Here is a 13,540-nt window from a genome sequence, read left to right on the forward strand (position 1 = left end):
CGCTTCCCTAATAACAGAATTCAATTGAGGATATTCTAATGGCTGTAACTGCTGCCCTAGTTAAAGAATTACGCGAGCGTACTGGCGCTGGCATGATGGATTGTAAAAAAGCGTTAACTGAAACTAACGGTGACATTGAGTTAGCGATCGAAAACATGCGTAAGAGCGGTGCTGCAAAGGCTGCTAAAAAAGCGGGTAACATCGCTGCTGAAGGTACAATCCTTATCAAAGAAGGCAACGGTTTCGCTGCACTTCTTGAAGTTAACTGTCAAACTGACTTCGTTGCTAAAGACTCAAACTTCCTTGGTTTTGCTAACGAAGTTTTAGATGCTGCTGTTGAATCAAAAGCAGACATCGATGCACTTAAAGCACAGTTCGAAGAAACACGTGTTGCACTTGTTGCTAAAATCGGTGAAAACATCAACGTTCGTCGCGTTGAGTACATCGACGGTGAAAAACTATCTGCATACCGCCACGGCGACCGTATCGGTGTTGTTGTAGTAGGTGATGCTGACGAAGAAACACTTAAGCACGTTGCAATGCACGTTGCTGCGTCTAAGCCTGAGTTCGTAAACCCAGAAGACGTTCCAGCTGACGTTGTTGAAAAAGAAAAAGCAGTTCAAATCGACATCGCGATGAACGAAGGCAAGCCTGCTGAAATCGCTGAGAAAATGGTTGTTGGTCGTATGAAGAAATTCACTGGTGAGATCTCTCTTACTGGTCAAGCTTTCATCATGGAACCTAAGAAAACTGTTGGTGAAATTCTTAAAGAGAAAGGCGCAACTGTTACTAACTTCATCCGTTTAGAAGTTGGTGAAGGTATCGAGCGTAAAGAAGAAGATTTCGCTGCTGAAGTTGCTGCACAAATCGCTGCTGCAAAAGGCGAGTAATTTTCAACGTAAGTGACGCAACGATAATTAGATGAAATTAATCTGCTATTAGCTTTTGCGTCACTGACGAAAATTCTTTAAAATAACCGCGTTTTATGTGTAACCATAAGCGCGGTTATTTTTTATCTCATTATTAAGGCTGGCCCAAATACTATGACTATCAATCGTAAACCTATTTTTAGACGTGTTCTTCTTAAACTTAGCGGTGAAGCATTAATGGGAGACGAAGGCTTCGGCATCGACCCGAAAGTACTTGACCGTATGGCGCAAGAAATTAAAGAACTTGTAGAGCTCGACGTAGAAGTAGGTTTAGTTATCGGTGGCGGTAACTTCTTGCGTGGTGGTTCATTAGCCGAAGCGGGTATGAACCGCGTTGTAGGTGACCACATGGGTATGTTAGCGACTGTAATGAATGGTTTAGCGATGCGTGATGCGCTTCACCGTGCATTTGTTAATTGTCGTCTAATGTCTGCTATTCCACTTAATGGTGTGTGTGATGCATACAACTGGGCTGAAGCGATTAGCTTATTAAAATCTGGCCGTGTTGTTATTTTTGCTGCGGGCACAGGTAATCCATTCTTTACAACAGATTCTGCTGCGTGTTTACGTGGTATTGAAATTGAAGCTGACACCGTGATCAAAGCAACGAAAGTAGATGGTGTTTATTCTGATGACCCAGTTAAAAACCCAGAAGCTACACTATATCGCCACTTAAGCTACAATGAGATCATCGAAAAAGAGTTAAAGGTGATGGATTTGGCGGCATTCACACTTGCACGTGACCACAAAATGCCTTTAAGCGTTTTTAATATGAATAAATCAGGCGCGCTTAAGCGTGTTATTATGGGCGAAGATGAAGGAACGCTTATCTCTTCACAAGCCTCAGATGAAATTGTTAAATAGATTAGGATTGAACCGTGATTAACGATATCAAAAAAGATGCGTCAGAGCGCATGCAAAAAAGTGTTGCGGCACTAGGCAGTCAATTATCTAAAATTCGTACAGGTCGTGCTCACCCAGCATTACTAGACGGCATTCAAGTGTCTTACTACGGTGCAGACACGCCATTAAACCAAGTTGCAAATGTGACGATTGAAGATTCTCGTACTCTTGCAATTAGTGTGTTTGATAAGTCGCTTGCACAAGCGGTAGAAAAAGCAATTATGGCATCTGACCTAGGTTTAAACCCTATGTCAGCAGGTACTGTAATCCGTGTACCACTTCCTCCACTCACAGAAGAGCGTCGTAAAGACCTTATCAAAATTGTGCGTGGTGAAGTTGAAGGTGGCCGTGTTGCCATTCGTAATATTCGTCGTGATGCTAATGGCGATATTAAGAGCTTATTGAAAGATAAAGATATTTCTGAAGATGAAGCGCGCCAAGCTGAAGATGAAATTCAAAAGCTAACGGACAAATTCATCAAAGAGATGGATACACAGCTGGCTGCGAAAGAAGCAGAGTTGATGGAAATCTAAGCAACTAAATTTATTAGTTTTGAAACGCCGTCTGGGGTATACTAGACGGCGTTTTTTTATGGAATACTCGATATTTATGGTTCTTAACGCTGATAAAATTTCCCAGCAAAGTTTGCCTAAGCATGTCGCTATAATCATGGATGGCAACGGTCGTTGGGCGCAAGCGAAAAATCGCCCACGTGTATATGGGCATAAAAAGGGCGTTGATGCGGTTCGTCAATCAGTGCAATTTTGTACTCGCTTAGGTATACAGTCGTTAACACTATTCGCATTTAGTAGTGAAAATTGGCGACGTCCAGAAGACGAAGTAAATACACTCATGGAACTGTTTTTATTCGTACTGGGCAAAGAAGTTAAAAAACTTCATAAGAATAATGTAAAGCTCACTATTATTGGTGATTTATCGCGCTTTTCAGAAAGTTTGCGAAACAAAGTTGATGCAGCCCATGAATTAACTCGTAATAATACGGGTCTACAATTAAATGTTGCAGCTAACTATGGCGGTCGTTGGGATATAACCAACGCAGCAACCGCACTTGCGAAAAAAGTCGCTGCGGGTGAATTAGCAGCTGAAGAGATTACAGAAGACCTCATGAATGAACACATGAGTATGGCAGGTCAAGGTGAGCTTGATTTAATGATCCGCACTGGTGGTGATTTACGCATTAGTAATTTTCTTTTATGGCAAGCTGCCTATGCTGAGCTTTACTTTACCGATACGCTTTGGCCAGACTTCAATGAAGCTGCTTTTGCTGATGCTGTCGCATGTTACGTTGCCAGAGAGCGACGATTTGGTTGTACCGGCGAACAAATAAAACAATTACTCGCCGAGACCTAATTACTAGTTGAAGGTACACACATTGCTTAAACAACGAATTTTAACCTCGCTGGTGCTGGCACCGCTTGCACTTGTACTGGTTTTTTATACCCCACTAACATTATTTAGTTATATCGCCGCTGGTATTGTTTTACTTGGTGCGTGGGAATGGTCAGCTTTTATGGGCCTGTGCGATAAAATTAAACGTTTTTCATTTGTGGCAGCCACGGCGGTCATTCTTGCTCTTTTCAATTGGCATTGGCCTATTGAAGCGTTGTGGCAAAATGGTCAGCTTGTTGGTGACGCGAACTATTTATTTACCCTTTCATTTGCATGGTGGATTGTTGCGACGTACTTAGTATGGCGCTACCCAGCCATGGCAAAAGCATGGAATGAAGGCATTCTCATGCGCGCGATTGCAGGATTCCTTACTTTAGTACCGTTGTGGCTTGCGCTCAATACCTTAAGAAGTGCAGGGTATACCGAGTCGACGCATTTTGGATCAGTGCTTATTTTAGTCGTGCTAGGTATTGTATGGAGCGCAGACATCGGCGCTTATTTCACCGGAAAAAACCTAGGTAAACGCAAGCTCATGCCGAAAGTCAGCCCAAATAAGACGATTGAAGGTCTATTGGGGGGCATTGTTGCCGCGGTTATTTTTGTTTTGGCGTTTTGTCACTTTACCAATGTAGACATGGCAGTATGGCCAATCTACGCCGTAATGACCGCGTTTATCGCCTTGTTTTCAGCAGTCGGTGATTTATTAGAAAGTATGTTTAAACGTGAAGTCGGCTTAAAAGACAGTGGCTCATGCCTACCCGGTCATGGCGGCATTTTGGACCGTATTGACAGTTTAACAGCTGCAGCGCCTATTTTTGTGCTTTGTTATGCATGGACGTTAAGTTTATGAGCAAAATAGAACAGCTTGTCGTACTTGGCGCAACTGGCTCAATCGGTTTAAGCACCTTAGACGTTGTTTCTAGAAATACAGATCGTTTTGCTGTTTTTGCATTAACCGCGGGGCAAAATGCAGAAAAAATGGCAGAGTTGTGTATTACGCATCAGCCTAAATTTGCAGTGATGGCGGATGAGAACGCTGCAAATAAATTAAAATCGTTGTTAGCTAATACCGCTTGTACAACAGCTGTGCTCGCGGGTGTCACTGCTATGAGTGAGCTGTCGGCGCATGTTGATGTTGATACAGTTATGTCGGCCATTGTCGGCGCGGCAGGTCTATTACCCACGTTAAGTGCGGTTGAAGCAGGTAAAAAAGTACTGCTTGCCAATAAAGAATCGTTAGTTATGTCGGGTCAGTTGTTTATTGATAAAGTAAAACAACACGGTGCAATCTTGTTGCCGATTGACAGCGAACATAATGCTATTTTTCAATGTATGCCAGCAAAACTGCAAGCCACTGCGGGGTTACTGTCAGACAACGGCGTGAGTAAAATATTACTGACAGGTTCTGGTGGGCCATTTTTGACGCGTGACTTAAAGAGTTTGTCATCGGTGACTGTGGCAGAAGCTGTTGCGCACCCAAATTGGTCTATGGGACAAAAAATCTCAGTCGACTCAGCAACCATGATGAATAAAGGGCTTGAGTTTATCGAGGCTAAATGGCTGTTTAATTGCCATGCCAGCGATATTGAAGTGGTGATCCACCCACAAAGTATCATTCATTCTATGGTGCAATATCAAGATGGTTCGGTGCTTGCGCAAATGGGGAATCCTGATATGCGTACACCGATAGCGCATGCACTGGCGTTTCCTGAACGTGTTGATGCAGGGGTTAAGCCGCTTGATTTTTCTCAGATTGCTGATTTTACATTTACCAAACCTGATTATGCTCGTTACCCTAACCTTAAACTGGCGATTGATGCGTGTGAAATGGGACAGGGTGCAACAACAACAGTCAATGCTGCGAATGAGATTGCCGTTGCTGCATTTTTAAATGGGCAAATCGGTTTCACTGATATTTACCGTATAAACTCACAGACACTCAACGCGACTGAGGATGTGAACGTACACACGCTGGAAGAGATTTTAGCGTGTGATGAAGCTGCACGTATCAAAGCGAGTGAGTTTATAAAAAGGGGTCTGAACTAACATGTTTGATTTTTTCTGGAACCTTGGTTCGTTTATCTTGGCACTGGGTATTTTAGTGACTGTCCATGAGTATGGGCATTTTTGGGTAGCCCGTAAAGCGGGTGTAAAAGTGCTACGTTTCTCAATAGGTTTCGGTAAACCACTGATTAAGTGGTACGACAAACATAAAACGGAATATGTTATTGCTGCTATTCCCCTTGGTGGCTACGTTAAAATGCTGGATGAGCGTGTCGATGAAGTGCCTGCTGAAGAGCGTCATTTATCATTTAATGCTAAGTCAGTGAAAGCGCGAATTGCGATTGTAGCAGCAGGTCCTATGGCCAATTTTTTGTTCGCTATTTTTGCACTTGCTGTAATGTACATGGTCGGTGTGCAATCATTAAAGCCTGTGGTGGGGTCTGTAACCGAGGGCAGTCGTGCTGCAGCGGCTAAGATCGAACCTAATCAGCAAATTATCAAAATTGGTGAAGATGATATCAGCACTTGGCAAGATGCCACATTCTCATTAATGAGCCGCTTAGGTGAGCAAAGTGTGGTCGTCACATTACGTGATCAGAATTACCAAAAACATGTCCGCACTTTAAATCTAGATGGTTGGAAACTTGATCAGCAAGATGTCCCACCATTGACCTCAATCGGTATTGTGCCCTTTAGACCTGAAGCAACATTAACCGTTGCGCAAATCACTAAAGACTCAGCCGCTGAGCTGGCTGGTTTACAGGTTAATGACACAATTGTGGCTGTAAATGGCGAAAATATCAGCAGTTGGACCCAGTTAGTTTCAGTTATTCAGCAATCACCTAACAAATCCTTACAATTTAGTGTACAAAGGCAAGATAGTATAAGAAAGTTGACTGTGACACCTCAGAGCAGAACCAATGCAGATGGTGTAGCGCAGGGCTTTTTAGGTGTGGCTCCTGTAGTTGAAGCATGGCCAGAAAATTATATTGAAACTAGACATTATGGCCCTGTCGATAGTATTGTGCTGGGCATACAAGAAACATGGCGTTTAATCACCCTAAGTTTTGACATGATTGGTAATTTAATTACAGGTCAAGTCTCGGTTAAAAATTTAAGTGGCCCTGTAGGCATTGCAGTTGGAGCGGGAACTAGCGTAAGCTATGGCTTGGTTGCATTTTTAAGCTTTTTAGCTTTGATCAGTGTAAACCTTGGCGTATTTAACTTATTACCGTTGCCAGTGCTTGATGGTGGGCACTTAATGTATTACATAATTGAACTTTTTCGCAAAAAGCCGGTCTCTGAAAAGACGCAAGAATTTGGTTTTAAAGTGGGTGCCTTGCTACTCATATTTTTAACATGTTTCGCTTTGTTCAATGATGTATCGCGTTTATAACAAATAAGTGAAAAATTCCAATTTGAACACGATTGTAAAACACCGCAAAAGTTTAATTTATAAGGTGTTGAGCGGTAATACAGTTGTAAAGGATAAAGATAACAAAATGGCTATAAAAAAACATTTGGCAGTTTCAAGTTTATTAGGTGCAAGCTTTGCAGCCCTAGGCCAAAACTCCTTTATTGTAGAAGATTTAAAAGTTGAAGGTTTACAACGTGTTGCTCTAGGTGCAGCGCTAACCCATATTCCGATCAACGTGGGCGATAATATTGATGAGTACACAATTTCAAGAACCATAAAGGCTCTCTATCGCTCTGGTCACTTTGACAATATTAAAGCGTTACGTGACGGTAATAACGTCATTTTTCGAGTAACTGAGCGCCCTACGATTAGCCTCATTGAGTTTGATGGTAACAAAGACATCAAAGATGAGCAGTTAAACGAGTCGCTAGACCAGCAAGATATTCGTACTGGTGAGCCGCTTGATAAAACGGTACTTGATAACATTGAAAAAGGCTTAGTTGAGTTTTTCCACAGTATTGGTAAATACAATGCAAAAGTGGAAGTTAGCATCACAAAGCTGCCACGTAACCGTGTAAAATTATTATTTAAGTTTGATGAAGGTGACGCCGCGTCAATTCGTCAAATAAACCTCGTGGGTAACGAGTTATTCTCTGACGAAGAATTGCTAAAACTTGCTGAGTCACAACAAGACTTGCCGTGGTGGAAGTTTATGTCGAGTGACCGTTATCAAAAGCAAACTATCGAAGGCGATTTAGAGAAAATTCGTAGTTACTACTTAGACCGTGGTTACCTGCGTTTTAATATCGATTCAACACAGGTATCGGTTAGCCCTGAGCGCGATTCTGTTTATGTAACAGCTAATATTAGCGAAGGTGTAAAATACACCGTAAAGGGTTTTGACTTCATCGGTGATTTATTAGGTCGAGAAGAGCTAATTAAGAGTGTTATACCGCTAAAAACTGGTGAGCTTTATAATGGCTCAGTGGTTACGTCATCTGAAGAATTTATCAAAAGCTACTTAGCACGTTTTGGTTATGCGAACGCAGAAGTGCGCACCATTCCTGAGATTGATGATGAAAAGAAAGAAGTGCAACTGACACTGTCTGTTAATCCAGGTAAGCGTGTGTATGTTCGCCGAATCATTGTTGGTGGTAACCAAAATACTGCGGATGAAGTTGTTCGTCGTGAGATGACACAGCTTGAAGGTGCATGGCTTTCAAATCAAAATCTTGAGCGTTCAAAATTACAAATTCAACGTCTTCCATACATGGAAAGTGTTGATTTTAATGTGGTGCCAGTTCCCGGTGTTGACGACCAAGTTGATGTAGACTTTACGGTTAAAGAACAATCTGCTGGTAGCTTTAATGCGGGCCTTGCGTATGGTTCATACTTGGGTCTGCAATTTAATATTGGTGTGAGTGAATCAAACTTCTTAGGCACCGGTAACCAAATTGGCTTTAACATTAATACCTCACGTGGTTCTGAGCGTATCAGCTTGTCGTATACCGACCCTTACTTTACGCCAGATGGTGTATCGCAAGGAAGCAGTATCTTCTATAGCAACTATGATGCGAGCAAATTTAGTCTTATCGACTATAAATCGAAGAGTTATGGTATTGGTACCAATATTGGTTTCCCAATTGATGCGGTGAACCGTATTAACTTTGGTTTCCGTTGGATTCAAGAAGAACTGTCTGATATTGCAGAATATGAGCAAACACGTGTAATGCGTGAAACCTTCTTAGACCCAGAGAATCCAGATGCTGGTTTCGACTTTACCAAGTTTGAGCTGAGTGCAGGGTGGTCGCGTGTTACTGTAAACCGTGGTTTATTCCCAACAGCGGGTTCGCGTCAGTCACTTAACTTAACTGGTACAACGCCGAATTCAGATTTAACCTACTTTAAGTTAAATTATGATTCACGTTTTTACTGGCCAATTAGTAATGACCATCGTTGGGTATTCTCAACGCGTGCAGCCCTTGCTTATGGTAATGGTTATGGCACGACAAATGGTTATGACCAAACGCTGCCTTTCCAAGAGTTTTTCCGTATCACCGAGATGGAACTGCGTGGTTTTGACCGTAATACAATTCTACCGCGCGCGGTGTCTCGTCAGCCACAAAGCATTCCGGGCACACCACTGCCAGATGGCACAACAACAGGCAGTATTGGTGGCGCATCAGAATTTGATGTATTAATACCACAAGGCCGTATTGGTGGTAATGCCAAAGCGGTTGCAGGTATGGAGCTTATTGTTCCTACGCCTTTCTTAGATGAAGAAAACACCAGCTCTGTACGTACAAGCTTCTTCGTGGATGCTGCGAACGTATGGGATACAGAGTTTAACATTGACCGTTATCAAAACTTGTTACCTGATCAACGCGCTAAATTAGAGGATTATTCAGATCCTATGCGCTTTAGGGTGTCAACCGGTCTATCACTACAATGGATCTCTCCAATGGGTCCAATGCTGATCAGTTTTGCGTATCCATTGCAAAAAGAAGAAGATGACGATACGAAGACCATCAGCTTTAATATTAGTAATACATTCTAAAGGAGTTTTTTGTGAAAAAATCATTTAAATCAACAGCGTTTGCACTTCTTGCTACATTGTCTATGGGCCTATCTACTAATGCTTTTGCGCACAAGGTAGGGATTGTAGACATGCAAGAAATTTATAAACAAATCCCTCAAATGGCGAAAGTTGAACAAACACTTGAAGCTGAATTCTCAGAGCGTCGTCAGGAGCTTGAAAAGCTGCAAGGTGATATCCGTTTTGAAGCTGAAAAGTTCAAGCGTGAAGCAACGACAATGAGCGACAAGCAAAAAGAAGAATTACGTACTAAGATTCAAGGTATGCAACAACAACTTGCAGAAAAAGGCCGTCCTTTAGAGCAAGAAATCAAAATGCGTCAAAACCAAGAATTAGCGAAAGTACAAAAGCTAATCTTAGATGCAATTGAAGAAGTTGCTAAAGCTGGCAAGTTTGACGAAGTAAAAGTGAAAGAAACCACAATTTACGTTAACTCTAAAACAGTATCTGATTTATCAGATAAAGTAGTTGAAAAAGTAAGTAAGCAATAGAAACCATATATGCAAAACTACACGCTTTCGCAGATTGCGGATCTTCTGGGCGCCGAACTTCAGGGTGATGGCGCTACAGAGATTAAAAAAATATCAACACTTGCAAATGCCCGTACTGGGCATATTGCATTTTTAGCGAACAAGAAATATCGCTCGCAATTAGATGATACACAAGCCAGTGCGGTGATCTTATCACCTGCCGACGCTGAGTATTTTGCGGGTAACAAGATTATTGTTGCTAACCCGTACGTGTGCTACGCCAAGCTAGCTCAATTAATGGACACGACGCCACGCTCTGCTACGACAGGTGTTCATCCGAGTGCAGTCATTCACGATTCAGCCTCAATTGGTGATAATGCCGCGATTGCTGCTAACGTCGTGATTGAAGCCGGTGCCGTGATTGCAAATGATGTGCAAATTGGCCCAGGTTGTTTCATTGGCGAAAATGCAAAAATAGGTCAAGGCACTAAACTTTGGGCTAATGTCACTATTTACCACGACGTTGAAATTGGCAGTGACTGCTTATTTCAGGCGAATACCGTGGTCGGCAGTGACGGGTTTGGCTATGCAAATGAGCGTGGCGAGTGGGTGAAAATTCCGCAGCTGGGTCGCGTTATTATAGGTGATAAAGTTGAAGTTGGGGCATCGACCACCATTGACCGTGGTGCACTTGACGACACACTCATCCATAGTAATGTAATTATCGATAATCAATGTCAAATAGCGCATAATGTCGAGATCGGTTCAGGTACAGCCGTTGCTGGTTGCACTGTTTTTGCTGGCAGTACCGTGATTGGTAAGAATTGTCAGATTGGTGGCATGGTCGCAATTAATGGTCACATTAGCGTATGCGATGGTGCTATAATCACGGGCATGAGTATGGTGACAAAGGCAATCACTGAACCTGGGATCTACTCATCTGGTTTACCGCATCTAACCAATAAAGAATGGCGACGCAGTATCGCCCATATCCGTAATTTAGGTGATATGAAAGACCGCATTAAAGCACTTGAGTCACTGACAAAGTCACTCAATATTGAAGACAAATAAGGAAGCTATTTTGGCAAATGAATTAAATAGTCTTGATATCCAAGATATCTTGAGTTTACTTCCGCATCGTTATCCGATGTTGCTTGTTGACCGTGTACTAGATTACACGCCAGGCGAGTCGTTACATGCTATTAAAAATGTAACAGTGAATGAACCTATTTTTACGGGACATTTTCCTAATCAACCAATCTTCCCAGGTGTGTTGATTTTAGAAGCAATGGCTCAAGCGACTGGTTTACTTGGTTTTAAAACAGTTGAAAACCGCAGCGAAAATGAACTTTATTTATTTGCTGCGATTGATAATGCGCGATTCAAGCAACCCGTTTTACCTGGCGATACGATGCATTTGCATGTAGAGTTTGTAAAAGAGCGCCGCAATATATGGAAATTTGCAGCAGAAGCAAAAGTTGACGGCAAAGTAGTGTGTACTGCCGAAATCATGTGTGCGAGAAGAGAGTTTTAACAGTGATCCATCCTACGGCGATAATCGAACCAGGTGCGAAGCTTGGAAATAATGTTTCAGTTGGCCCATACAGCTACATTGGTAATGATGTAGAAATTGGTGATAACTGTATCATTGAGTCTCATGTGGTTGTTAAAGGCCCATCGACAATAGGTTCTGGTAACCATATTTTTCAATTTGCATCGGTTGGTGAAGCTTGCCAAGACAAAAAATATGCTAATGAGCCAACTACGTTAATTATCGGTGATAACAACGTAATTCGTGAATGTGCAACAATCCACCGCGGTACTATCCAAGACCAAGGTGTTACTAAAATTGGTAGCAATAACTTGTTTATGGCGTACACCCATGTTGCGCATGATGCCGTTATTGGCGATAACGTTATTTTTGCTAATAATGCATCTGTTGCAGGCCATGTACACATTGGTGATTGGGTTATTCTTGCTGGTAACTCGGGTATTCATCAATTTTGTAAAGTGGGTGCACATGCATTTGTTGGCATGTATTCAGGCGTTAACAAAGATGTTCCACCGTTTGTTACAACGATTGGTACCCCAGCAGGACCCGTTGCTATCAATACAGAAGGCATGAAACGACGTGGCTTTGAAAGTGATGAAATAATGGCAACACGCCGTGCGTATAAAACACTTTACCGTAAGAGCCTAGGTGTAGAGGAGGCAATCGCTGAACTCAGCGAAGATGCAGCAAAATACCCAGCCGTTCAGCTTATGATCGACTTTGTGAAAAGTTCTGAGCGCGGAATCATTCGCTAATCAATAGCGATAGACGAAAAGCCACCGACAGGTTAATGCAGATCAGTTAAGCATATTTTTATGATCACTTGACTGATCTTTTCATAGCTTCACAATCCGATATTAGAAATAGTATCGGATTTTTTTATGTCTCTAATTCAACACTTCGATGATATGTCCTCCTTTTTAGATGATGTACATACACTCGACAAACTTAAGCAGGTTCTTGACCCTGATATTCTTGAACAAGCATTTGAACATGCGGGAGTTGCCACTGTTCGTAAAAGGCGGTTACCGCTAGAAGCTATTATGTGGTCTGTAATTGGAATGAGTTTATTCCGAAACGAAACTGTGTGGGATATTGCTAACAGACTCGACATATCCTTGCCTGGAAAAAACAAATTAGTAGCGCCGAGTGCGCTCGTGCAAGGTCGCCAAAGGTTGGGTTACGAAGCAGTCCAACAAACATTTCAATTACTTTCACATAAAGTGTTTGCCACCCAGCCTTTTGAGCAGTGGTGTGGACTTAATTTACTTGCAGTGGATGGCGTTAGCTTCCGAACTCATGATAATCAAGAAAACCGAGAAAAGTTTGGCAGTGACAGTAATCAGCATGGAGAAGTCAGCTATCCACAAATTCGAATGTGTAGCTTAATGGAAGTATCTAGCCACTTATTGTTAGACAGTAGTTTTGATGCCCGTTGTGTAGGCGAAATGAGCTTAGCTCAACGTCTATTACCAGCCGTACCGGATAACTCTCTGACCTTGTTTGACCGTGGTTATTACTCATTAGGGCTACTTTATCAATGGCAAAGCCAAGGAAAAAACTCTCACTGGATGTTGCCAGCAAGGAAGGATTTACAGTATCAAGTTGAACACAGTATCAGTGACAATGATAAGATTGTTACCTTATCTACAAGCCTTCAGGCGAGAAAGAAGTTTGAGTCATTACCAGATACCATAACGGCAAGATTAACCACTTATAAAGCTGATGGAAAAAGCTATCGTGTTCTGAGTTCGCTTATTGACCCTTTACGATTTCCGCATGACGAATTAATAGAGGTTTATACACAACGCTGGGAAATTGAGCTGGCGTTTAGAGAAATAAAGCAGGGATTGAATCACAGCAAACATACATTACGTAGTAAGAAGCCAGACATGGTACGCCAAGAGTTATGGGGATTACTACTCGCTTACAACTTAATACGCATAATCATGCTTGATGCAACTAAAGAAGAAGATATCTTGCCTACTCAATTAAGCTTTAGCCAATCTATGCGGCAGGTAATCGCTTTCTTCATGTTTACGCCAATACATAGTGCAAGTAAGTTACCTGTTCATTATGATGAGTTACTGACAACACTTAGGTTGTTTATCTTACCCGATAGGCTACCAGACAGGCATTATCCAAGGGTGATAAGAAGGAAACCAAATAAGTATCCTTACAAAAGAAAATGCCAGTCAGCTCTTAACTGACTGGCATTAACCGACAGGTGGCTTTTTTGTATTTGTAGTTCAGGTTTTA

General features: G+C 42.1%; 13 protein-coding genes. All 13 read left to right on the forward strand.

The genetic code is table 11. The annotated features are described in order from the left end of the window. Positions 1-38: 38 nt before the first annotated feature. The 13 genes from tsf to H3302_RS05325 all read left to right on the forward strand — a co-directional run bounded on the left by tsf (position 39) and on the right by H3302_RS05325 (position 13,491). Positions 39-890, forward strand: coding sequence for a translation elongation factor Ts (gene tsf / locus H3302_RS05265; protein ID WP_036969749.1), 852 nt, complete (start codon positions 39-41; stop codon positions 888-890). 153 nt (positions 891-1,043) lie between these two features. Then, positions 1,044-1,793, forward strand: a complete 750-nt coding sequence (gene pyrH / locus H3302_RS05270) for a UMP kinase (RefSeq protein WP_036969747.1) — start codon at positions 1,044-1,046, stop codon at positions 1,791-1,793. Positions 1,794-1,807: 14 nt separating this feature from the next. Continuing rightward, entirely contained in the window at positions 1,808-2,365 is a 558-nt protein-coding gene (frr, locus tag H3302_RS05275; RefSeq protein WP_036969745.1) for a ribosome recycling factor, read from the forward strand. Between the two features lie 58 nt (positions 2,366-2,423). After that, positions 2,424-3,203, forward strand: coding sequence for an isoprenyl transferase (locus H3302_RS05280; protein ID WP_036969734.1), 780 nt, complete (start codon positions 2,424-2,426; stop codon positions 3,201-3,203). A 22-nt stretch (positions 3,204-3,225) separates the two neighbouring features. After that, positions 3,226-4,092: a phosphatidate cytidylyltransferase gene (locus H3302_RS05285; protein ID WP_036969733.1), complete on the forward strand. Its 867-nt coding sequence runs from the start codon at positions 3,226-3,228 to the stop codon at positions 4,090-4,092. Continuing rightward, entirely contained in the window at positions 4,089-5,288 is a 1,200-nt protein-coding gene (gene ispC / locus H3302_RS05290; RefSeq protein ID WP_182396223.1) for a 1-deoxy-D-xylulose-5-phosphate reductoisomerase, read from the forward strand. Before H3302_RS05285 ends, ispC begins: the two co-directional genes overlap by 4 nt. Before the next feature lies 1 nt (position 5,289). After that, positions 5,290-6,642, forward strand: a complete 1,353-nt coding sequence (gene rseP / locus H3302_RS05295; protein ID WP_036969731.1) for a sigma E protease regulator RseP — start codon at positions 5,290-5,292, stop codon at positions 6,640-6,642. Positions 6,643-6,748: 106 nt separating this feature from the next. Continuing rightward, the gene (gene bamA / locus H3302_RS05300; protein ID WP_065979794.1) at positions 6,749-9,220 is read left to right on the forward strand and encodes an outer membrane protein assembly factor BamA; all 2,472 of its coding nucleotides are present in this window, start codon (positions 6,749-6,751) and stop codon (positions 9,218-9,220) included. Between the two features lie 11 nt (positions 9,221-9,231). Beyond that, positions 9,232-9,750, forward strand: coding sequence for an OmpH family outer membrane protein (locus H3302_RS05305; RefSeq protein WP_036969722.1), 519 nt, complete (start codon positions 9,232-9,234; stop codon positions 9,748-9,750). Positions 9,751-9,759: 9 nt separating this feature from the next. Then, on the forward strand, positions 9,760-10,800 hold the full coding sequence (lpxD, locus tag H3302_RS05310; protein ID WP_065979755.1) for a UDP-3-O-(3-hydroxymyristoyl)glucosamine N-acyltransferase: 1,041 nt from the start codon (positions 9,760-9,762) through the stop codon (positions 10,798-10,800). A 10-nt stretch (positions 10,801-10,810) separates the two neighbouring features. After that, entirely contained in the window at positions 10,811-11,263 is a 453-nt protein-coding gene (gene fabZ / locus H3302_RS05315; RefSeq protein WP_036969715.1) for a 3-hydroxyacyl-ACP dehydratase FabZ, read from the forward strand. A gap of 2 nt (positions 11,264-11,265) precedes the next feature. After that, positions 11,266-12,036 (forward strand): acyl-ACP--UDP-N-acetylglucosamine O-acyltransferase, encoded by a 771-nt coding sequence (gene lpxA / locus H3302_RS05320; RefSeq protein WP_036969713.1) that lies wholly within the window; start codon positions 11,266-11,268, stop codon positions 12,034-12,036. Between the two features lie 126 nt (positions 12,037-12,162). After that, a complete protein-coding gene (locus H3302_RS05325) occupies positions 12,163-13,491 on the forward strand; it encodes an IS4 family transposase (protein WP_182396224.1) in 1,329 nt (442 codons plus the stop codon). The last annotated feature ends 49 nt before the right edge of the window (positions 13,492-13,540 follow it).

This window comes from Pseudoalteromonas sp. MT33b, from assembly GCF_014117385.1.
GTDB lineage: Bacteria > Pseudomonadota > Gammaproteobacteria > Enterobacterales > Alteromonadaceae > Pseudoalteromonas > Pseudoalteromonas lipolytica.

Excerpts from the sequence above, each read along its gene's own strand:
- H3302_RS05325 (WP_182396224.1), top strand. The coding sequence starts at position 12,163 with ATGTCTCTAATTCAACACTTCGATGATATGTCCTCCTTTTTAGATGAT.
- bamA (WP_065979794.1), top strand. The coding sequence starts at position 6,749 with ATGGCTATAAAAAAACATTTGGCAGTTTCAAGTTTATTAGGTGCAAGC.
- rseP (WP_036969731.1), top strand. The coding sequence starts at position 5,290 with ATGTTTGATTTTTTCTGGAACCTTGGTTCGTTTATCTTGGCACTGGGT.
- H3302_RS05280 (WP_036969734.1), top strand. The coding sequence starts at position 2,424 with ATGGAATACTCGATATTTATGGTTCTTAACGCTGATAAAATTTCCCAG.
- ispC (WP_182396223.1), top strand. The coding sequence starts at position 4,089 with ATGAGCAAAATAGAACAGCTTGTCGTACTTGGCGCAACTGGCTCAATC.
- tsf (WP_036969749.1), top strand. The coding sequence starts at position 39 with ATGGCTGTAACTGCTGCCCTAGTTAAAGAATTACGCGAGCGTACTGGC.
- pyrH (WP_036969747.1), top strand. The coding sequence starts at position 1,044 with ATGACTATCAATCGTAAACCTATTTTTAGACGTGTTCTTCTTAAACTT.
- lpxD (WP_065979755.1), top strand. The coding sequence starts at position 9,760 with ATGCAAAACTACACGCTTTCGCAGATTGCGGATCTTCTGGGCGCCGAA.